Annotated in this window: 13 protein-coding genes; 6 read left to right on the plus strand and 7 right to left on the minus strand. The window is 34.7% G+C overall.

Annotation, left to right across the window (positions count from 1 at the left end):
* The 4 genes from ACP7AT_RS10265 to ACP7AT_RS10280 form a co-directional block, all read left to right on the plus strand.
* The coding region (locus tag ACP7AT_RS10265) for a transposase (RefSeq protein WP_426064231.1) at positions 1-760 on the plus strand (760 nt) is incomplete at its 5' end.
* A 385-nt stretch (positions 761-1,145) separates the two neighbouring features.
* A complete protein-coding gene (locus tag ACP7AT_RS10270; protein ID WP_426064232.1) occupies positions 1,146-1,784 on the plus strand; it encodes a hypothetical protein in 639 nt (212 codons plus the stop codon).
* Positions 1,785-2,100: 316 nt separating this feature from the next.
* Entirely contained in the window at positions 2,101-3,600 is a 1,500-nt protein-coding gene (locus ACP7AT_RS10275; protein WP_426064402.1) for an IS1182 family transposase, read from the plus strand.
* A 140-nt stretch (positions 3,601-3,740) separates the two neighbouring features.
* Complete coding sequence (locus ACP7AT_RS10280) at positions 3,741-3,896, plus strand: hypothetical protein (protein WP_426064233.1); 156 nt, start codon at positions 3,741-3,743, stop codon at positions 3,894-3,896.
* A 449-nt stretch (positions 3,897-4,345) separates the two neighbouring features.
* Here the strand turns inward: ACP7AT_RS10280 and ACP7AT_RS10285 are convergent, their stop codons facing one another.
* Positions 4,346-5,395, minus strand: a complete 1,050-nt coding sequence (locus tag ACP7AT_RS10285) for an outer membrane beta-barrel protein (RefSeq protein ID WP_426064234.1) — start codon at positions 5,393-5,395, stop codon at positions 4,346-4,348.
* Positions 5,396-6,374: 979 nt separating this feature from the next.
* On the opposite strand from ACP7AT_RS10285, the gene ACP7AT_RS10290 reads away from it, so the two are divergent.
* On the plus strand, positions 6,375-6,854 hold the full coding sequence (locus tag ACP7AT_RS10290; RefSeq protein WP_426064235.1) for a hypothetical protein: 480 nt from the start codon (positions 6,375-6,377) through the stop codon (positions 6,852-6,854).
* 119 nt (positions 6,855-6,973) lie between these two features.
* Here ACP7AT_RS10290 and ACP7AT_RS10295 read toward each other — a convergent pair whose 3' ends face one another.
* The 6 genes from ACP7AT_RS10295 to ACP7AT_RS10320 form a co-directional block, all read right to left on the minus strand.
* Positions 6,974-8,326: an NAD-dependent succinate-semialdehyde dehydrogenase gene (locus tag ACP7AT_RS10295; protein WP_426064236.1), complete on the minus strand. Its 1,353-nt coding sequence runs from the start codon at positions 8,324-8,326 to the stop codon at positions 6,974-6,976.
* A 150-nt stretch (positions 8,327-8,476) separates the two neighbouring features.
* Complete coding sequence (locus ACP7AT_RS10300; RefSeq protein WP_426064237.1) at positions 8,477-10,588, minus strand: ATP-binding protein; 2,112 nt, start codon at positions 10,586-10,588, stop codon at positions 8,477-8,479.
* A 428-nt stretch (positions 10,589-11,016) separates the two neighbouring features.
* On the minus strand, positions 11,017-12,558 hold the full coding sequence (locus ACP7AT_RS10305; RefSeq protein WP_426064238.1) for an acyl-CoA carboxylase subunit beta: 1,542 nt from the start codon (positions 12,556-12,558) through the stop codon (positions 11,017-11,019).
* A gap of 128 nt (positions 12,559-12,686) precedes the next feature.
* Positions 12,687-14,126, minus strand: coding sequence for an acetyl-CoA carboxylase biotin carboxylase subunit (gene accC, locus ACP7AT_RS10310; RefSeq protein WP_426064239.1), 1,440 nt, complete (start codon positions 14,124-14,126; stop codon positions 12,687-12,689).
* 101 nt (positions 14,127-14,227) lie between these two features.
* Entirely contained in the window at positions 14,228-14,713 is a 486-nt protein-coding gene (locus ACP7AT_RS10315) for an acetyl-CoA carboxylase biotin carboxyl carrier protein subunit (RefSeq protein WP_426064240.1), read from the minus strand.
* 101 nt (positions 14,714-14,814) lie between these two features.
* The gene (locus ACP7AT_RS10320) at positions 14,815-17,007 is read right to left on the minus strand and encodes a B12-binding domain-containing radical SAM protein (RefSeq protein WP_426064241.1); all 2,193 of its coding nucleotides are present in this window, start codon (positions 17,005-17,007) and stop codon (positions 14,815-14,817) included.
* Between the two features lie 232 nt (positions 17,008-17,239).
* On the opposite strand from ACP7AT_RS10320, the gene ACP7AT_RS10325 reads away from it, so the two are divergent.
* The gene (locus tag ACP7AT_RS10325; RefSeq protein ID WP_426064242.1) at positions 17,240-24,448 is read left to right on the plus strand and encodes a T9SS type B sorting domain-containing protein; all 7,209 of its coding nucleotides are present in this window, start codon (positions 17,240-17,242) and stop codon (positions 24,446-24,448) included.
* Positions 24,449-24,476: the final 28 nt, after the last annotated feature.

Here is a 24,476-nt window from a genome sequence, read left to right on the forward strand (position 1 = left end):
GCAAGAATATAACGCGGCTTTAGCCAAAGAAGATGGGGATGTTTTAGAAAAACAAATTATTGCAAAAAAGATTAAAAAACATACCATTCAGAAACAAAAATACATTGGGTATCAAAACACCATCGATACTACAGGGGTTACCCAAATTTCGACTTCGGATCCTGATAGTCGCCAAATAATGACGCGAAACAACATCTCGGAAGTGGCCTATACGGTACAAACTACAGTGGATGCGCTGCATAACATTCCAATTGATTTCAAGGTGACCAATGAAAACGATTCCAAAGCCATGGGCGGCATGTTGCGCCGAAGCAAAACCATTTTAGGTCATGCTAATTTTATAGCCGTTTATGACAAAGGCTATCACACCGGCAGCGAATTTGACTACGCTAACCGTCTTGGTGTCGATGTTTTAGTGGCTATTCCTGGCGTGTCTGCACACGCACCTGATACCGCTTTTGATGTAGAATATTTTAAATACAACATAACTGCCGATTCTTATACCTGCCCTGCCCAGGAAACCCTGACCACCAACGGAAATTGGTACGCCAAAAAGAACGGCAAATCAATAACCCAGATGAAGCATTACAAAACTAGTGCGTGTTTGACTTGTCAACTTTATAAAAAATGTACCAAAAATGTCAAAGGCAGACTCATTGAACGCTCCCAATACGCTGATTTAATTTATCAAAATAAAGTAAGAATCGAAAACAATTATGAAACCTACCGCAGAAGGCAAGCCATAGTGGAACATCCCTAGCCTGTCCCGCTCTTTGCGGGAGAGTCATTAAAAGACAATGGGATTTTTATTATATCATGACCAAAAAAACCATCAAACGCGCCTCAGCCGATGTAGGATTGATTTTCTGTGCCTACAATCTGCGCCGAATTTTTAACCTGATTGACCACAGTCTATTAAAACAATATTTAAAAGTATTGGCTTTATATTTTGGGACTCTAAGAGCAATTTTTAAAGCTTTTTACGGCCTGTTTTATTTTGATAATCCTAAACCGACTTTTCCCAGAAAGAGTTTCAATTGTAGTTTAAATCATATATATTTACTTATTGATTAACAAAATACTGTTCGTTTGAAGGTTTTTAGACGAACTGACGTTATCGGTCAGCTTAAAAAACAACACCAAAAATGAAATGGACATTAATATTCATATTGACTTTCGGACTTTTATCCTGTAACAACTCAACAGATAAAAAATCCGTCAACGACAAAATTGTAAAAAACAGTTTGGTTAAAGTTGATAGTTTTCACATTGCTGAAAACAAAGAAATTTTTAATTGTAACTTTGACAAATTTTTAAACGACCCAAAAACTCCGAAACTCGCAAAAGACTTAATTAATAACACGGCGAAATATTCAGAAGAATCACTATCATACTTTATAAGCTTAAAAAGCAAAGATAAGCAAATAAGAGAATTTTATTTTAAAGCAATAACAAATTCGTATAAAATAGCTGACGGGGCATATTCAGAAGGACTGGGTTATAGTGGATTTGAATACGTAAAAAATGATACAAAAATTTTCGCTTCATATTTTGACAATGTAGAGTGTTTTACCGAAAGTGATTTAAATACTTGGGCTGGCATCGTAATGTTGGAACTAATGATCGACGGAACGGATGAAAATAATAAACCTATAATTGACGATTACATTACAAAACTGAAATCCAACTGTAAAAGCTGTACAGAAAAACAAAAGGAAACAATTAATAAGTTTGGACTGATATTAAAAGAAAAGTGGAACAATTATTTGAAAAACATAAACTAAAAGACGGAAAATAGAAAGCCGAACCGATAACAGCAACTACAACGGATTTGGGCTTTAGGCTTAATAGAAAGTTGGTTTTGTATTTGGATTGATTTGGAAAATCCGAAGATAGGGCTTAATTTAGTCCCAAACCCGCTGTAGTAGCGGGACGTCAAACTGTCTAATAACCTCCTTTCTCCCTGTTAAATAAATTGTATTAAAAATCGTTCAAATAATTTGCATAACTCGTTGGTTTTTATTATATTTAAGGATGAAATTCATCAACGGAATTGACAGAAACCAACTCCCGCTTTTTGCTTCATAGATTGATGATGCCATTGCGCAAGACAATGAAATCAGGCTCATTGACCTTTTTGTAGACAGTCTTAAACTTGCTGATTTTGGATTCGCTTTCGGTTTTGTCGAAAACGGAAGACCCGCTTACCATCCTTCGGATTTACTAAAACTCTTTATTTACGGTTACCTCAATCGCATGCGTTCTTCCAGAACTTTGGAAAAAGAATGCAATCGCAACATTGAGCTCATGTGGCTTCTGAAAGGACTCGTTCCTGATCACAATACCATTGCTAATTTCCGTAAAAACAATCCCAAAGCCATTGCTCGCGTTTTTCGGGCAACGGTAAAACTAGCCTCCCATTTTGAACTCATTGGCGGAAGCCTTGTTGCTGGTGACAGTACCAAACTCAGAGCGCAAAACTCAAAGAAAAACAATTTTAATTCTAATAAAATAGAACGTCACATTGCTTATATCGATGCTAGACTGCAAGAATATAACGCGGCTTTAGCTAAAGAAGATGGGGATGTTTTAGAAAAACAAATTATCGAAAAAAAGATTAAAAAGCATACCATTCAGAAACAAAAATACATCGGGTATCAAAACACAATTGATACTACAGGGGTTACCCAAATTTCGACATCGGATCCCGACAGTCGCCAAATCATGACTCGAAATAACATCTCGGAAGTGGCCTATACGGTACAAACTACAGTGGATGCGCTGCATAACATTCCAATTGATTTTAAGGTGACTAATGAAAATGATTCCAAAGCCATGGGAGGAATGTTACGCCGAGCCAAAAACATTTTGGGACACAACAATTTTACCGCCATTTATGACAAAGGCTATCACACCGGCAGCGAATTTGACTACGCTAACCGTCTTGGTGTCGATGTTTTAGTGGCTATTCCTGGCGTATCTGCACACGCATCTGATACCGCTTTTGATGTAGAATATTTTAAATACAACAAAACTGCCGATTCTTATACCTGCCCTGCCCAGGAAACCCTGACCACCAACGGAAATTGGTACGCCAAAAAGAACGGCAAATCAATCACCAAAATGAAGCATTACAAAACCAATGCTTGTTTGAATTGCAAACTCTTTACAAAATGCACTAAAAATGCCAAAGGCAGACTTATTGAACGCTCCCAATACGCAGATTTGATTTATCAAAATAAAGTACGAATCGAAAACAATTATGAAACCTACCGCAGACGCCAAGCCATAGTGGAACATCCCTACGGTGTTATAAAACGCCAATGGGATTTTTATTATATCATGACCAAAAAAACCATCAAACGCGCCTCAGCCGATGTAGGATTAATTTTCTGTGCCTACAATCTGCGCCGAATTTTTAACCTGATTGACCACAGTCTATTAAAACAATATTTAAAAGTATTGGCTTTATATTTTGGGACTCTAAGAGCAATTTTTAAAGCTTTTTACGGACTGTTTTATTTTGATAATCCTAAACCGACTTTTCCCAGAAAGAATTTTAATTGTAGTTTAAATCACATATATTTACTTACTGATTAACAAAATACTGTTCGTTTAGAGGTTTTTAGACGAACTGACGTCAAACTGTCTAATAACCTTCTTTTTGATTGCTTGCGTTTTTTGTATTAAAAATCACTCAAATAACTTGCGCAACTCGTTGATTTTTTGTACATTTAAGTATGAAATTCATTAACGGAACCAACAGAAACCAACTCCCGCTTTTTGCATCATCGATAGATGGTGCCATGTCGAAAGACAACAAAATCAGGATCATTGACCTTTGTGTAAATAGTTTAAAACTTTCTGATTTTGGCTTTACTTTCAATTTTGTCTAAAATTGATCCCAATCTATCAAAACCATATCTAAAAGTATTGGCTTTGCATTTTTGGATCGTAAAAGCTATTTTAAATGCTTTTTACGAGTTGTTTTATTTCAGAAATCATTAACTTCCTTTTCTCAGAAAAAAATTTAATTGTAGTTTAAGTCACATATATTTACTTGCTGATTAACTCAAACAAGGGACAACGATGGTACTTATACGAACTGCCGTTATAAAGCATTTTAATAAATTGTGTAAAAAACAACTAAAGAAAAATGAATGGAGTTGTTTTTATAATTGACTGCGGCTAAGTATAATATTTTCAAATACTAATTTTACTCATTCAAGCTCAAACGCATAATCATAGTGAATTTTCTCTACATAAAAATACTCTAAACATATCTAACTTTTTGGGGTAGTCTAATATACGTATCAGCATCTCGGCAGCAAAAAAAACCACGTTATTAAAACGAATAAGTTGTTGCGAGCAAGGCGTAAGCCGTAACTCCTTTTGGCGCTGCATCACTATTTGAAAATATATCTTCAGATGCTGTATCTAAACGAAACTCCGGAATAATTGATAAATTTCCCACCTTATAATTCAACGATAATGTATTCCCTACCAAACTTTTTCCTGCCAACAAACCAAGTGATGCAGTCGCTTCTTTAGCATCAAAATATTCTAATCTGTAAGCAACACTTAATGTTTCATTTAAAGCTAAATTCGCATATCCAACGAAAGAAAACCATTCTCCATCCAACCTACTATCAAAATCATTGATAGTCATTGCATATGTTCCGTTGAAACCTAATGAAAAAGCATCACTAATTTTTTTTGTACCAACAAAGTCAAACTGAGTTTTATTTTCATCAGAAGATGGGTTACTGCTTCCTGAAGTTACATTAAAATAAGCGCTTCCAGTATCCCCTAAAAATGCAACTTGTCCAACAAATGTTTTTTGAGAAGAACCGGCTTCAATAGTAGTCTTGAAATCTGTTGGGTTTGACACTCCTGCCATAAAACTAAACTTTCCGGAAATATACTGTGCTTTTACACCTGTATTAAAAAACGGACCGTACGTAAACGCATAAGACATACTATAGTTTTTATTATCTACTGCATCCAATAGTTCATATCCGACGTGAGTTCCAAAACTTCCCGCAGTTACTTTGAACTTATCTGAAAACTCATATGTAAAAAATAATTGTTTAATCATAAATGTAGCCGAATCATCATTATAGGTAAATTGCGACGCTCTCTTTCCGAAACCCAAGTCAACAAAAACATCTGCTTTCCCCATTTTATGAGAAGCCTCGAGACTTGCCATTCCCAATTCAAATGAGTTGTGCGAATTTGTAAAACTGGTTAAACTATTATCTATTCCGGAAAAATCATATTTGTAATAAGCATCTGCAGAACCCGCAAAAGTAGTTGCAGGTACAGGCGTTGTTTGTTGTGCAAATGTAACTGTTGTTGTTAACAGTACTGCAATCGAAGCGAATTGGTTTTTCATCTTTACTTGGTTTTAATTAGTACTCTAGTTTGGTGATTTTTTGGTTTTGGTTAATAATTTTTTCAAGAAGAGGACTTTAGTTGTTATCAAAAAACATGTTTTTCATGCTCTTTTTGATGTTCTATTTTCCTGTACCTGAAACGAATTTATTAACTTTTATTTCACTAAAATTACTATTTATAACTTTTTTACGTTGATTAAAGAAGAATTATCAATAATGAAAAATGAACAAAAATAACTGGGCATTCCATATTTAAACGAAACAATTTTAAAGATTAAACAATTACTTTTTAAACTTATACCCCTTTTTTATATAGTAAAAAACAATAAAATGGATTTTAAATAAGAAAATAACCCAAAATACATATTTTTAAATCATCATACCCCATGAAAAATAGTTTTTAATAAAAATAAACGATAATTATACTTTTCTTTAAAACATAAAAAATGAGCATAGTCAATTCATTTTTTTTTAAAAAAAAGTTCTTAATCACCAATTTAAGTGCGACTCATGACAGTCCAAATAAAAGTACCAATAGTTTTGCTTTTTTATAAAAATTTTAATTCTTAGTAAATTCCTTTTTTATTATATTTAGAACATGATTAGACTGCTGAGCAAAATCTTTGTAGTGCTGTTATTTGTCAGTTTCTCCTTTGTTTGGTAAAGTGATCAATTTGCTACTTAATCCAATGAAAAAAAATATGATTTTTACGAGCAATCCGAAAAGAACACAGAAAAAAATAATTTGGAAAACAAAACTAAAACTTTTTTTATGGTAATAATTGAAAATTTCAATAGCTTAGATTACAGCCCATTCAAAAAAAAGAACATCTATTCTTCCTACTTGTTTAAAGCAAAAGAATATACTTTAAAAAATGTGACACCTCCACCAAAAAACGGATATTCATTTTAGTTTCGCTAAAAAAATAAAATTAGGTTCCAAAAAAGCTTCAATAAATCTACCTACATCCCAAAAAAATGAGAAATATTTACACAATACTCACGCTATTAATAACAATGTCATTAGTAGCACAAACACATGAAATCACCACACATAACGGAAAAAAAATGGAGGTGAATTTCATTAAAATAGCAAATAATTTATTGTACTACACCACCGCACAAAGTCAAGAAGAAAAGAGCATTAGTCAATATGCAATTTCTAAATTGCACGAAAAATCAAAAACAGAGACGAAAACCATATCCGAAAAAATAGCGCTTTCAGGAAAAGCTGACTACACGAAAATAATCGTATTGAAACCGTCTCAAACCGAAGGCTTAAAAGAATCAGGCATTGTCACTAGTTTTTTAGGAAAAACAAAAGGAGAAACCAATCAATCTTTTTTGGATGCAGCAAAAAAAAGATTGAAACAAAATGCAGCGCTCAAAGGATCTCCATTTATTGTAATTGTTTCCGATAAACCAAAAAATTTGAAAGCGGTAATGTACACGTATTGATGATACAGCGAATGCTGTAAGTTTTTAACACAAAAAAATCGAGAGTAGATTTGCGTCTGCAAGTTCTAATCTCGATTTTCATATATTTAGCACACTACTGTTTTACCTAATAGTAACCGCTATTGGATAATCACTGATTTCATGTTCATGAATTCTTTTATTCCTACAGTTCCCAATTCTCTTCCATAACCGGATTTTTTTATTCCTCCAAAAGGAATTCTGGAATCAGAGCGAACAAGAGAATTTACAAAAACATTGCCTGCCTCTATTTTTCTGGCCAACTGTAAACCTTTCTCTCGATCTTCAGTCCATACTGAAGCAGCCAAACCATATCTGTGGTTATTAGCAATCGCTATGGCATCATTCTCATCTTTAGCTCTAACAATCGTTGCCAATGGCCCAAAAGTTTCTTCCTGAAACGCTAAATTATTTGAATCCACAAAATCAATTAGCGTAGGCTGAAAATTGCAATTATCCCGCTCCCCGCCCACTATTAATTTAGCACCTTGATGTAATGATTTTTCCAATTGATCCGCTAATTTATCGGCTATATCCAAGCGGGCCAGAGGTCCCATTTGTATTCCTTGCTGCAATGGATTTCCCTGCTGAATTAATTGTATTTTTTGTGCAAACAGTGCGGCGAATTCATCCGCTACTTTTTCGGTAACTATAAATCGCTTGGCACAGATACAAGCCTGACCAGCGTTGAGCATTCTGGATTGTGTTGCAATTGTTACCGCTTTTTCGAGATTAGCATCATTCAAAACGATAAAAGCATCAGAACCACCCAATTCCATTACCGACTTTTTGATGTGCTTTCCAGCCAACGAAGCCACGGAAGAGCCTGCCATTTCACTTCCAGTTAATGTAACGCCGCAAACAATATCAGCAGCAATTACAAGCTCGACTTGAGGAATGTCAATCACAATTTGTTGAAATACACCTTGGGGAAAACCAGCTTCTAAGAATGCGTTTTCAATAGCTTTAGCGCAGCCTGTAACATTTGGAGCATGCTTTAAAAGTGTAACATTCCCCGCCATAATTGCCGGAGCAGCATAACGTAATACTTGCCAAAACGGGTAATTCCAAGGCATAATGGCAAACACGGCGCCCAATGGATCATAAACCGACATGGATTTGAAAGGGGTATCGTAAGTTTCCTCTTTTAGCATTTGCTCCGCGTGTTCTGAATAAAAGTCACAATTTTCCGCTGATTTTTCTACTTCGGCAATACTTTCAGATAAAATCTTACCCATTTCATTTGTAATTAGCATTCCTAATTTCTCCTTATTTACGCGGAGAATCTGAGCCAATTTTTGCATCTTGTCTGCTCTTTCCTGAAAAGAAGTAGTTTTCCATTTCTGGAAAGCGGTTTCAGAAATATTTAGTTTTTGATTGAGTTGTGCATTCGTCAATACTTCATATTCCGCAATCACTTCTTGTGAAAATGGATTTATCGATTTAAATATCATGTTTATTATATTTTAAATTCTTTGTCTGTATGTTTTAAAAAAAATGAAAATCATTTAAGAAGCAGGCAATCCGATTAATTCAAAAACAAAGACAAATAGAATAATAAAAGTAATCAAATAGAAATCTTAAGTGCTGTTTATTATTAAATTTTAAGAATTAATTTCCACAAAAATAGTATCCAATAATTCGAATATTTTTTCTTTGTCCAATGGTTTTGTAATATAGTCCATAAAACCGAATTGCATGATTCGCTCTTTGTCTTCAAAGGATGAATACGCCGTTTGGGCAATAACAGGAAGTTCCGGTTTTAATATTTTGATTTGTTCAAACGCATCGAAACCGTTTAAGACTGGCATTTTTATATCCATGAAAACTAAACTTATATGGGGGTTTTCAGCACAAATATCTACTGCTTCCTGACCATTATTAGCGCGTAAAACGGTGTGCTTTTTTGATTCTATAATTTTCTTTAGCAGCAAGAAATTAATATTGTCATCTTCCGCGATCAAAATAATCTCATTCTCATAATTTCCAGAAAAAGATATCTTTATTTTTGGGATACTTTCCACAACAGTTTCATCATACTTTAACGGTATTGTAAATGTAAAAACAGATCCAATTCCCATAGTTGATTCTACACTTATTTTTCCGCCCAGCATTTCCACATACGCCTTCGTGATAGACAAACCAAGTCCCAATCCTGTTATTTCGGTAGTTGCATTGTCTTCGATTCTTCTGAATCTGTCAAAGATAACTTTTATATGATCCTTACTAATTCCTAAACCAGAATCTTGAATCGTAAACTCTAAAACATCGTTTTCCTTATTTATAAAATATCCAAAAGAAACAAAGCCTTTTTCTGTAAATTTTACAGCGTTCGTTATTAAATTTCCAATTACCTGTTTCAGTTTTGTCTCATCGGTAACAATATTTTTCTGAATCTTATCGCTACTTTCTACTACATAAAACTCAATATCTTTTTCTTTAGGAATGGTAATTTTGATAGATTTATACAATTCGGCAATGCATTTTTCTATATTCAACCCTTTATAATTCGGTGTAATTTGCTTTGCATCAATTCTGGACATTTCAATTAAATCCTCAATAATTGACACTAAATTATTTCCGCTGTTTTTGATAATTTTCAAATATTCGAATTTCTCTTTTTCCGTCAGATTAGCATCCGTAAGCAAATCACTGAATCCCATAATGGCATTCATAGGCGTTCTAATCTCATGTGATAAATTAGCTAAAAAGGAAGATTTTAGCGTATCGCTTTCCTCTGCTTTTTGTTTGGAAATTTCTAATTGCTTCCTTTGATTACTATTCTCTTCAAAGAGATTTCCTATGTAACCAAACTCTCCTTTGGATTTTTTTAAACTATATATAGAAGTGACATTTCCGGTTTCCAGAATATTCTTAATCAATTTTAATGGATTATAAACCCATTTTTTAGTGTAAAAAGTAAAAATTAAAATATTAAACAAAGAGGCTACAACAACGATAAAAAGAATTTCTTTCGTTTTGCTATAATTTAAATTAAAAGGCCTTTTAAAAAGTAATTTGCTGACCACATTGTTTTTCCAATCTTTTAAATCCAATGCAACAGTGACAAAATCATCCTCAGCATTAACGACGTGATCCACTGCAACTAAATTAACTTTAGAACTGCTAATATTCCCAAGTGAAGTAAAAAAGGATCTGTCTAAAAGCCTCGCGATAAAAAAATAGCCCGAAGGTTTTGTTTTATTCTTTTTTGGGTCATTTGAAGGATGAATTGTTGCAGCAAAAACCTCAACAATTCCCTCAGGAATTTTTATATAAAACCTTTTCAATTTAGATTTGTAAAGTGAAGTCATCATCGCTTTTGGAATAAAATCAAAGCTTTTAAGCTTAGCAGATGTTGTCTTATTTATTATTTTTTGATTTAAACCATAAATTCCAATATAATCCACTTCGTACGATTCAAATTCGCTTACTACATACTTATTGTACCATTTTTCATCCTTTTTTTTGGTAAAATTGACTAATTCATCCCAAAATGTAACATCAATAATTGTTGCAGTATGCGTTTTAGAGTTCAGCCTGAATAATGATTTTACCTCATTATTATATTGGTCGTAGGTCACTTTATAAAAACGATTCTCTTCCTGAACGGTATAAAGGTACAATGAAGTGTATAGAATAAAAAAGAACACAGTTGCTGATGCAATCAACAACAATAATTTAAAATACGTATTTAGGTTCAATAATCTCTTCATATGACGTAAGAAAATAAAAAAATAACCAAATCATCTTACCTGTAGTTTTGTAAGATATATCACTTTTTTAGCTGGCGCAAGTTAGGCTTTTTTTGTCATAAAAAAAACTCAACAATTTAAACTAACGTACTTTATCATAAACACAATTTGTTTTTAAGTTGCTAAAATCCAAATCTTTATCCAACTTGTGCTCTAATTAAAATTTTATCTCATAGATTCAATTCCAATTTATATCTTCTTATTTTTCAAAAAATTGTCCCCCCTGACACCGAAACCAAATAATAATTATGACGAAATCTGAAATGAATAATTCTTACATCATAAAACATCATTCGGATTTTCGAATTTTTTTTCATAAAAAACCCCAAATAGTATGTAACTTTTTGGGGCAGTTCAAAAATTAATTTTTATTTAATTCTATTCAATAATTACAAAGGTATATTCCCGTGTTTTCGGTTAGGAGTAATGCTTACTTTATTTTCGAGCATGCTAAAGGTCTTTATCAATTTGCGTCTGGTGTCTTCGGGTAAAATTACCTCATCTACAAAACCACGTTGCGCTGCAGTGTACGGATTCGCAAACAAATCAGCGTATTCCGCTTCTTTTTCTAACAGTTTTGCTTCATGATCTTCGGCTTCATTTATTTCTTTCTTGAAGATAATTTCAGATGCCCCTTTAGCTCCCATTACGGCAATTTCAGCTGTTGGCCAAGCAAAATTCATGTCGGCGCCTATGTGTTTCGAGTTCATCACGTCATACGCACCACCGTAAGCTTTACGAGTAATCACGGTAACTCTCGGCACGGTCGCTTCACTTAAAGCGTACAACAATTTTGCACCGTGAACAATAATCCCGCTCCATTCTTGATCGGTTCCAGGCAAAAAGCCCGGTACATCCACCAAAACCAATAACGGTATATTAAAACAATCGCAAAAACGGGTAAATCGAGCCGCCTTTTTCGAACTGTTCACATCAAGACAGCCTGCTAAAACCATCGGTTGGTTTGCTATAATTCCAATGCTTTTTCCTGCCAATCGGGCAAAACCAACCAGAATATTTTCGGCATAATTTTTATGAATTTCAAAAAAAGAATCTTCATCAATAATTCCCCCAATCACCATGTGCATGTCATACGGTTTGTTTGGATTATCGGGAATAATATTCGCTAATGTAGTACGAACCTCATCGTTCAGGTCGTAAGGTAAATTGTGTGCTTTTTCTTTATTGCTTTGCGGCAAATAGCTCAACAAGCGTTTTAAATCCTCCAGACATTCCACATCATTAGCCGACGTGCAATGCGCCACACCCGATTTACTAGAATGTGTGCTCGCACCACCCAATTCCTCCGAAGTCACGGTTTCATTCGTTACGGTTTTCACAACATTCGGCCCTGTTACAAACATATAACTGGTATCTTCAACCATCATCGTAAAATCAGTCATTGCTGGAGAATATACAGCTCCACCCGCGCAGGGTCCCATAATAGCAGAGATTTGCGGAATCACTCCTGAAACTTGTACGTTTCGATAAAAAATATCGGCGTAACCACCCAGAGATCGAACACCCTCCTGAATACGAGCGCCACCAGAATCATTAAGTCCAATCATGGGCGCTCCCATTTTGACTGCCATATCCATGACTTTACAGATTTTTTCGGCATGGGTTTCGGATAACGAGCCACCAAAAACCGTGAAATCCTGTGCGAAAATATAGACTAATCGTCCGTTTATGGTTCCATATCCCGTAATGACACCATCCCCGTAATACAGTTCTTTTTCCATTCCAAAATCAGATGTTCGGTGTGTAACCAACATACCAATTTCTTCAAAAGAACCCTCATCCATCAAATAATTTACACGTTCTCTTGCGGTAAGTTTTTTATTGGAATGTTGTTTTGCAATTCTGTTTTTACCTCCACCCAAATGAGCTTCAGCAATTTTATCGTTTAATATATTTATTTTGTCTTTCATATTTGTTCTTTTTTAACCGCTGATCCGCTAATTTTTATCTAATTTTCCTTCAAACCATTAAGTTATTAAGAAAACTAAGTGCTGCTTTTTCTAATTAAAATTAAATCTCTTCATCGTGAATAAATATTTTAAATAGGTAAGCGTACGATTTTTTGATCTTCAAAATATTGTTTCAAAGCTACCAAAGCAGCGATTTCAGCCTCTTGCGCCATCTGTTTTTTCAACACATCCGCATTGTAATAGTTTTTTACGAAATGCGTGTCAAATTTCCCGGAACGAAACGCCTCATGTTCAAAAACAAATTTCCCAAAAGGTAAGGTTGTTTGTACACCTTCAACTTTATACGCTTCAATGGCTTTTAACATAACTTGAATCGCTTCTTCGCGAGTTTCGCCGTATGTAATCAATTTGGCTAACATTGGATCGTAATAAATAGGAATATCCATTCCTTGTTCAAAACCATTATCCACACGAATTCCCTCACCAACGGGCAATTGATACACATCCAAATGACCGACACTTGGCAAGAAATCATTCATAGGATCTTCGGCATACACACGTAACTCCATCGCGTGCCCTTTTATTTTCAAATCTTCTTGTTTGATTGCCAATGCTTCTCCTCTGGCAACTCTGATTTGCAGTTCTACCAAGTCGGTTCCGGTAATCCATTCTGTAACGGGATGTTCCACTTGCAAACGCGTGTTCATCTCCAAGAAGTAGAAATTGTTATTTTCATCCAATAAAAATTCGACGGTTCCCGCTCCTAAATAATCACAGGATTTGGCCACCAAAACAGCTGCTTCACCCATTTTTTTACGCAATTCCGGTGTTAAAACCGAAGAAGGCGCTTCTTCAATTACTTTTTGATGACGACGCTGGATGCTGCATTCTCTTTCGAATAAATACAAAACATTTCCATGACTGTCTGCCATCACCTGAATTTCGATATGTCTTGGCGAGCCCACATATTTTTCGATAAAAACCGAACCGTCTCCAAAGGCAGCAATCGCTTCACTTATGGCGCGATCCATCTGAGATTCGAAATCAGCTTCACTTTCAACTACTCGCATTCCTTTTCCACCTCCTCCGGCCGATGCTTTAATTAAAATTGGAAAACCAATTTCCTTGGCAACGACTTTTGCTTTTTCGACATCCGTAATGGCTTGGTCAAAACCGGGAACCATTGGAATATTGTATTGCTTAACGGCATCCTTAGCCGCTAATTTACTTCCCATTATTTTTATTGCTTTCGATTTTGGACCAATAAAAATGATGTTATTTTTCTCCGCTTCTTCGGCAAAATCAGCATTTTCACTCAAAAATCCGTAACCCGGATGAATGGCGTCCACGTTTAAAGATTTCGCAACCTCTATAATTTTACTTCCTAATAAATAGGATTGACTCGAAGGGGCTTCTCCAATCCAAACGGCCTTATCCGCAAATTTTACGTGCGGTGCATTTCTATCGGCCGTTGAATATACTGCTACGGTTTTTATGCCCATCTTTTGTGCGGTTTTCATCACCCTGATGGCGATTTCCCCTCTATTGGCAACTAATATTTTTTTCATTTTATATTTTTTAACCGCAGATTCGCTAATTTTAATTCTCTTACAATCAATTGTATTGCAGAATTCAATATTCAATTTTTAATTAGTGAATGAGTGGTGTTTTATTCAAATTCAATTAACAACTGTCCTTTATCCACGGCATCTCCCATCAGTACCGATATGGTTTTGATAACGCCATCACGTGGAGAGAGAAAACTATTTTCCATTTTCATGGCACCCAAAATAATAAGGTTATCATTCTCTTTTACAGTTTGTCCTACCACAACACTGATTTCTAAAATCAATCCGGGCATAGGTGCTTTGATGAAATTGACTTGTTTGGTAAGTCCGGTTTCAAATCCCATTTCCTTAATCAAAATATCCAAAGGATTTGAAATAGCAATGGTGTACGTGTTGTTGTTTACCTTGACGGTGTAGTTTTTTTGAAGAAAATCAGAAGTGATGATTTCCGCGTGATAAGGAGTGTTTTCAAGTAATACGTGGAATTTATTCTTCTCTACACTTACTGCATCTAGTTGTGAAACACTTTCCTTTTCCAAATCAAAATGAAAAGTGTCGTTTACATTAACTTTATAACCAATACTCATTTGTTTCTATTTTAGAATCGTAAAAATAAGTAAAAGAAAACGTTTTCGTAATCGAAAAATAAAAGTTTTATGCTAATTTACTACAGTTTAACGAAACAAATTTATAAAACTAATAATCCAAACTCTCCGAGGGTTTTAATTGGTTTTGAGTACCAAAATAATTCAAAGTCTTCCAGAAATGATTCAAAATCAGCTTTAACTTCTTGGTAATTATAAATTTTAGCATTAGAAACGGAGATTTTCTGTAACATTTCTACCAACCATTCTCCTTCATTTTTATTAGTTTGAATAGAGAAACTTTCCTTTTTATCATGAAAAGTCAGGGTCATCATTTCCCAAGAATTTCCTTTTTTAGATTTGGTAAAGTGTTCTAAAAATGGCTTCCCGCCCAACCAAACGATTTTTGCTGTAGGTTTAATATTGAATTCATTCTCTTCCTGAAGTGCATCAAAAATAAAATCGGGTGAAATTGTAGTCTTTGGAATTTTAAATTCGAACCAATCTTGCAGTTCATACTCAAAACAGATTCCGTGCATAAAATTAAACAAGGATTTCTTAAGTCCAAAACTGAATTTATCATGGTCAATTCCTGTTGCATCCGTATAATTAATATCGTTATTGGCGAAAGTTCCAATGATTTCTGTTTCTTTTACCACACCAAATTTCTCTGGATACAAACCCACGGGACTGTGCGCGGTCATCGCAAATTGATGCCAAAATCCCGACTGTAATACACCAACTTCAAACAATTGACGCACCATTTCAAGACTGTCAACCGTTTCTTGAATGGTTTGTGTAGGATATCCGTACATTAAATAGGCATGCACCATTACGCCTGCTTCAGTGAAATTTCGGGTGACTTTCGCCACTTGCTCCACCGTTACGCCTTTATCAATCAGTTTTAATAATCTATCAGAAGCGACTTCGAGTCCGCCAGAAACGGCAATACAACCGGAAGCTTTTAGAAGCAAACACAAATCTTTGGTAAAACTTTTTTCGAATCGAATGTTTGTCCACCACGTTACGGCTAATTTTCGGCGAAGTATTTCTAGTGCCAAAGCGCGCATCAAAGCCGGAGGAGCAGCTTCATCAACAAAATGAAATCCATTCTCGCCTGTTTGGGCAATCATTTCCTCCATTCGATCGCACAATAAATTAGCAGCAACGGGTTCGTAAATTTTGATGTAGTCCAAAGAAATATCGCAAAATGTACATTTCCCCCAGTAGCAGCCGTGCGCCATGGTGAGCTTATTCCAGCGTCCGTCACTCCACATGCGATGCATTGGATTCACAATTTCGATAACCGAAATGTATTTATCCAAAAATAAATCCGAATAATCAGGCGTTCCCACTTGTGATTGTTTGTAATCGTGTTTTAAGGAATTATTTTTATAAACTACTTTTTCTTCTTCCAATAGAAAGGTTCGTTTATAGGAATTGTAATCCGAATTTTCAATATTGGAAATTAATTCTTCAATTGGCATTTCGCCATCATCCAACGTAATAAAATCGAAAAACTCAAACACACGAGCGTCAGAAAGCGACCGCAATTCAGTATTCGGGAAACCGCCACCCATCGAAATTTTAATGTTTGGATAATGCTTTTTTACCCATTGTGCTGAACGAAAAGCCGAATATAAATTTCCTGGAAACGGAACTGAAATCAAGAATAATGTAGGCTGGATGGTCTCTATTTTTTCTTTTAAAATAGAAAGAAGAACGGTATCAATATAAGTTGGTTCCTGTTGCAGGGCTTCATATAATTCGTCAAAAGAATTCGCACTCCGCCCCAATCGTTCAGCGTAGCGGCTAAAACCAAAATTAGCATCAACACATTCGACAATAAAATCAGAAATATCTTCGAGATACAAAGTCGCCAAGTGTTTCGCTTTATCCTGCGTTCCCATCGTTCCAAAAGCCCAATCGAGTTCTTCCAGTTGTGAAAATCGAGATGCTTCAGGCAAGAAATCTTCCTGACAAATTTGAAGTGCCAAGGTTGGATTCTTCCCTTGCAGAAAAGCAATTACGGGATTTATGGTTTTAAGATATTCATCTTGTAATGCTTGAATTCTTTGGGAGTTGGATGTTAGATTTTGGTTGTTGGACGTTGTAAATGCAAACACATTCTCCAAACCTTCTTTAGAAAACAATTTCAAAATCACTTCGATACCCAAATCTGCTTGAACAGACTCAATATTTTTGGTATTCAGAAAACCTTTGATATAAGCGGTAGCCGGATACGGTGTATTCAGTTGGGTAAAAGGCGGCGTAATTACGAATAATTTGGTTTTCAAAGGGAATAAGTTTGGTGCAAAAATAAGGGATATTTATTGTTTTTCAACAAAAGAAACAACTTGCAGTTATCCGAGTAAAATTGCGTAATTATTTGAATTAAATCTCTCGAAAAACAATGTGATTTCTGCATTTTGATCCTTACCATTTCAAATATAAAATTCATACAAAAATTAATATCTTTGACTCTAAAACCCTGATTTTTTATTTACTTTTGTTTACAAAATTCCCACAATGAAGCTTAAAGTCCTACTGCTGTTTATTCTATTTCACCAATGTGTTGTTGTTTTTTCTCAAGAAACAAATCCAAATTCTTCCAAAAAAATTTTATTGGAAGATAAAAATGGTCATTTAATTCAAACTTTGGATAAGCAAAACGAGTTTTTGAAAATTCGGGAAGAAAAAAGGAAAAAAGAAATCCTGAATTTAAAAAAAGTAAATCTGAATTTGAAAGCAACAGCCACACAACAAGCTGTAGAAATGTGTACCAATGGAAGTTTCGAACAATATGAAACTATCAGTGGAAGTAGTTCCCTCAAGAATTTTCTTTATACCATAGGTGATCCTCCTGGACCAACGCAATGCCGCTCTATTACCAATACCGCCAATTCATACATCAATCGATATGACCCTAATAATATGAATATTATGGCGACTGGTGTATCTTCAAATTTGGTTGATCCTTATATGGGAGATATAAAAGCATTCGATCAATATGCCCTTAAAATTAATCATGAGAACTCCTCTACTTATGGCTCAATTGTTCAGGGTAAAAGGTTTAAAACTAATAATGAAAATTATCTAAAATTCAACTACAAAGCAGTATTACAAAGTGTATATGACAATAGTCACACTGACAATCAGGCATTTGTAAAGGCAAGGATTTTAGATAAAAACGGCGTTGTCGTAAATGAATTTTGTTTGGTAGGTGACGAAAAAAATTGCATTTTCACCAAAGTTCCGAGTCAAACTTCTTCGTACGTCACTTTATATACTGCCAATTGGCAATCTGGAATACTGGATATTTCATCTCTACCTAACAATGAAGAATTTACCGTGGAATTTATGGCTTCAAGATGTGGATTGGGTGGACATTTCGGATATATGTATGTAGATGATATTTGCTTACTGCATTCTACAGAAAATTTACAAGGATCTGTAGAATTAGATCCTTTAGATAAAGTTTGCCCTAGTTTACCGATTTCCGTGTGTGGAAATTATACCATTCCTAATTCTGGCGGAATTTCTGCATCAGTAAAAAAAATCACATTAAATATTTATAACAGTAATAACGTATCAGTTTATAGTACAGCTACAACCTCAAGCTTAGACACAACAAATAAAAAGTTTTGTTTTACACTGAATGCCACTGATTTTCCAAATAGTACCAATGCTAATTATAATGTTGGAGTACAAGTAGATTATGATATTTCTGGAACTTCTTGTGCCGGAACTACATTTAATTCGGCCACAGATCCTGATGCGAATTCTGGTTGGGATATTTCTTTTTTAAATTGCACTTCAAGTTGCAGTATTAATGTAACAACAGCAAAGATATCTCAATGTGATGCAAATCGTGACGGGATTGAAAATTTCAATTTGTCTAAAGTAAATGCTTTGGTGGTAACGTCTGCAGCAGGTTTAAGTTTTAGTTATTACAAAAATTACAATGATGCGGAAGCTAACTTGAATGCAATCGCCAATTCCTCAAGTTATCCAAGTTCAAGCACTTCTATTTTTGTTAGAGTGAGTAAAAATGCCACTTGCTACAAAATAATTTCTGCAAGTTTAGAGGTGAAAAATCCAACGGCAAATATTACAGGTATTCTAAATGTTTGTTCAGGAATCACTGTGTTAACAGCTTCTTCAGGATCATTCTATCTATGGAGTACAGGAGGTACTTCGCAAAGCATTACAGTAACTTCGACAGGAAATTATTCTGTTACTGTTACTGATTCTTTTGGATGTAGCAGCGATGCTATTGTTTCTATAGAACCTAGCCAAACTGCTGTTTCACCAATTTTGCACATCACTCAACCCTCGTGTTTTTCTACCACAGGAAGTATAAAAGTAACTTCAGCTGCATCACAATATAGTTTTAATGATGGTTTAACTTGGAGTACAAACGACACAAAGAGTAATTTATATCCTGGAACGTATTTAGTAAAAATAAAAACTATAAATGGATGTACTTCTTATTCTCAAAGTGTAACTATTACTGCTGTCTCAACTTCATATCCAAATTATAACTATACCAGTCCTTTATTTTGCGGGGATGTAGGCAGTATTAGTATTACTACTCCATCTACATACTATAGTTTTGATGATGGTGTAACTTGGGTAAATTATGCTACTGCAACCAATCTTTCTCCAGGGAATTATAAAATTCGCACAAAAGATTTACAAGGTTGCATTTCTTCGGCTAACAATGTACTTATTAGTAGTAATACGCTAGAAACCCCAATTTATACTACGACACAGCCTGCTTGTAATGTAACAGGAAGCATTACCATTAATACGGTTTCAGATTTTTATACTTTTGACGGAGGCACAACATGGAGTACCAACAATACAAAGAGTAACTTAGGCTCAGGAAGTTATTCTTTAGGGATAAAAAATGCTTTAGGTTGTACTTCCTATTATACCTACGTTTATTTAAATGATTTTCAATATTTCTATCCTGAATATACTACAGAGCAACCCGTTTGTGGAAGCAATGGAAGCATCACTATTACTACAGTTGCAGCTTCGTACAGTTTTGATAATGGTGTAACTTGGACTAACAATAACGTAGCAAATTTACCATATGGAAACTATCCAGTAAAAGTGAAAAATAGTGCAGGATGTATAAGCTCCACTACTTATGTTAATTTAAATCAGCCCTATTTGTATTCACCAATTATTAGCATCGAACAGCCAACTTGTGGTGTAAACGGCAAAATCACGATTAATTCTTTATCAGATTTTTACAGCTTTGACAATGGTGTAACTTGGACAACCCTCAATATTAAATCATTGCCTCCAGGGTATTACAACATAATTATAAAAAATAGCATTGGTTGTACTTCCTATCCAACTGGTGTTTATTTAAACAATCCAAATATAGCAGAACCTACTTTTACTGTCATTCAGCCAACTTGTACTGCCGCAGGAAGTATTACAATAAATACAATTGCAGATTTTTACAGCTTTGACGGGGGGTATACTTGGGGAACCACACCTTCATTATCAAATATTAATTCTTATGGATATTACAACATTTCAATAAAAAATAGTTTAGGATGCGTATCACAGAATATAGGTATTCCGATTAATAACCCTAGTCTTCCAGATCCCGATTATACAGTTACTAATCCAAGTTGCGGAAATATTGGTAATATTAAATTCAACAGCACTGCAGATTACTATAGTATAGATTATGGCACAACCTGGAGTACCAATACTATTTTTAATAATTTAAGCCCAGGATATTACTATCTATTGGTAAAAAAAGCAGATTGTACATCCAAATATATTTCTGTTTATTTAGATTCAGCTAATTTAGCACCGCCAAAATACACGATCATTCAATCAGCTTGTGATACAAAAGGCTCCATCACCATAACCACTACTGCAGATTTGTACAGTATTGATGGACAAACTTGGGTTACAAGTCCTACTTTTTCAAATCTTTCTTCTGGCTATTATAACCCTTCCATAAAAAATGCCCAAGGTTGTATTTCTAACCCGAATTCTGTAACCCTTCAGATTTTTTATCTTCCTAATCCTACTTTTACAACAACACAACCCACTTGTGGAAACGGAGGCAGCATAACTTTTATTACTACTGCAACACAATACAGCATAGATGGAGGTAATACATGGAATACCAATCCTGTTTTTACTAATCTTAATTCTGGTTCTTATCATTTAGTGGTAAAAAATGCTGCTGGATGTACTTCTTATCCTTATAATTCTTACACAAATTTAAATCCATATTATTTGCCAAATCCCGATTTCACATTCGTCCAACCAACTTGCGGTACCAATGGAAGCATTACTATTGCAACAGTTGCAGATTCATATAGTTTTGATGGTGGTAGTACTTGGACAACAAACCCCAAACTTTCTGGACTAACGTCGGGATATTACAATATTGTTATAAAAAATGCAACTGGCTGCAAATCTTTTGGCATATCGATATACATTAACCCTTTTTATCTTCCGAATCCAAATGTAAAAGTGATACAACCAAGTTGTGGAAATGGAGGAAGTATTATCATCAATACTCCTGCTGATCAATATAGTTTTGATGGAGGTGCAACTTGGACTACCAATCCTATTTTACTAAATCCTGCAGCATCATCCTATAATATTGTTATTAAAAATACGACTGGTTGCAAATCACAGTCGCAATATTACTACATTAATAAATATTATTTGCCCACACCAAATGTAACTTCCATTCAGCCAACTTGTAGTTCTCCTTCTGGGACTATAATAATAAATACTACTGCAGATCAATACAGTTTTGATAATGGCACAACTTGGACTACAAATCCCATCAAGAAAAATCTAGCTGGCGGTTCATACAATATAGTAATAAAAAACACATTAGGTTGTATCTCTTACGGCAGTTATTCCTATATTAACTCACCGCCTACCATTCCTCCAGCACCCGCTGTACAGATTGTTCAGCCCTCTTCTTGCGGAGCAACTGACGGTAGCATAACTATATCTACAACTGCCCTAAGTTATAGTTTCAATGACGGAAACAGCTGGACAACAAATCCAACAAAAATAAATGTAGGAGCTGGAACGTACATTATTAAAATCAAAACAAATTCTTATAGTTGCGAATCATCAACAACAGTGGTAAATTTAAGTTCAGGCACAACAATTGATGCTCCTGCTTATACTTCAACCCAGCCGAATTGTAGCTCTGCAAAAGGTTCTATTACTATTACTGCAACAGCTGCAACATATAGTTATGACAATGGATTAACCTACGTTTTTTCGAATACAAAAACGAATCTTTCTCCAGGAATTTATTTTATAAAAATTAAAAATTTAGCTGGTTGCGTTTCGGAAGCTGCCACAGTCACTATTTCAACATTATCTGCACTTCCAGCCCCTGCCTATAAAGCAAGTCAACCAGATTGCACCAACTTAACAGGATCATTATCCATCGATACCGTTGCCGATTTATATAGTTTTGATAACGGAATCACGTTTGGAACATCAAATACAAAATCCAATGTAGTACCAGGAACATATAATTTAATGATTAAATATAATTCTGGTTGTATTTCTCTTAGCGCACCCATTACCATAGATGCTGCTCCCGCAATTCCGGCAGCACCACAAGTTGTAGTTACAAATCCTATTGGTTGCACATCATCAGCAGGTAGCATTATGGTTTCTACTATTGCTAATCTATATAGTTTTGATGATGGTGTAACTTGGAATACGACCAATACTGCTAGTTTATCTCCAGGGAATTATTTAATCCGAATAAAATATACAAATGGTTGCCCTTCGATTGCCTATGCTGCAACCATCAATGCACCTCCAAACGCACCTTCAACTCCAATCTTAAACGTTTCTCAACCTGTGAGTTGTAGTAATCCGTTTGGTTCTATTTCCATTACAAGTGCCGCTTACCAGTATAGTTTTGACAATGGCGTAAATTATTCGACAAATCCTATTTCAGGAAATATAGCAGCTGGAACCTATTTAGTTCGGGTTAAAAATAGTAGCGGTTGCGAGTCTGTAGCATTATCCATAAAAATTAATCCTCCATCTGATTATCCAGTAAATCCTGCATTTACAACTATTCAGCCAGACTGTAATAATCCTAAAGGGACTATTATAATTACCGATATTAACGCAGAATACAGTTTGGACGATGGAGTTACTTGGAAAACAAATACGATACAATCAAATCTTGATCCTGGAACATATTATATAAAAATAAAAAATAACATTGGTTGTATTTCAAATGCCACCACAGTTATACTAATTCCTTTTACAAATTTTACTTTGAAACCTACATTAACAAATCCTCAAATTTTCTGTATCCAACAAAATGCTACTTTGAGTTCAATTGCAATGACGGGTCAAAACATAAAATGGTATGATAGTTTGACTAATGGAATTCCATTATTAAACACAACTCCATCACAAAACGGTACCACTTATTACGCTTCGCAAACCATTAATGGATGTGAAAGCGAAAGAATTCCTGTCCTAATAAACATCCAAAATACTCCTCCTCCAACAGGAAATGTAAGTCAGACTTTTTGTTCCAGTCAAAATCCAACTTTAGAAACCATCGAAATTTCAGGTAATGAAATAAAATGGTACAAATCAGACGGGGTTATTTTGTCTAATTCATATTCTTTACAAGACGGCGTGACTTATTATGCTTCGCAAACAGAAAACAGCTGCGAAAGCATAAATAAACTAGCCATTACGGTTTCACTAATAAACACTTTACCAGCAAATAATTATGAAGAATTATTGTGTGATGATTTGAATGACGGCACCGAGATAATGAATTTATCAGTTTACGATTCGAAGTTGATTTCAAATACTTTAGGATATAATTTTTCTTATTATTCGACTTTTTTAGGTGCAGAAAACCAATTGGTAATCAATCAAATTACTAATTTTTCAAATTACAAATTATCTTTAGACGAGAATAAAATCTACGTTCGCATCAATTCAAATACACCTTGTTATGCCATTATTGAATTAAAATTAACTCTTGTATCAAAACCAATTATTACAATTCCTGATGTTGTTCCCATTTGTGAAAACAATTCCATTACTATTGATGCTGGTCTAGGTTTCAACACTTATTTGTGGTCAACTGGTGCGACGACATCTTCGATACTTATCGCCAATCCCGGAAATTATTCGCTTACCGTCACTACTAATTTCAGTACAATCTCATGTTCGAATACGAAAAATTTTGAAGTACGAAAATCAAATATTGCGACCATTACTTCTGTACAGACTAAAGATTGGACCGACAATCAGAATATAATAACGGTTTTTGCGTCTGGAGCAGGTGATTTTGAATATTCAATTGACGGTATTTATTTTCAGGACAGCAATCAATTCTCGACATTATTTAGTGGTGATTACACTATACATGTCAGGGATAAAAATGGTTGCGGAACAGTCACCGATGAAGTCTTTTTATTGATGTACCCAAAATACTTCACTCCAAATGGCGATGGCTTTAATGATACTTGGAATATTAAATTTTCAGACTCGGAATCCAACTTGACTGTAAAAATATTTGACCGTTATGGAAAATTAATCAAAGAATTAAACCAAAATGGACCTTGGAACGGAACCATGAATGGACGCGAACTTCCATCCGATGATTATTGGTTTGTAGCAACCAGAACTGATGGAAAAGAATACAAAGGACATTTTAGTTTGAAGCGATAAGTATTATTTTGCTAAACATATCTTAAAC

Source organism: Flavobacterium sp. DSP2-3-1, assembly GCF_049896865.1.
Classification (GTDB): Bacteria; Bacteroidota; Bacteroidia; order Flavobacteriales; family Flavobacteriaceae; genus Flavobacterium.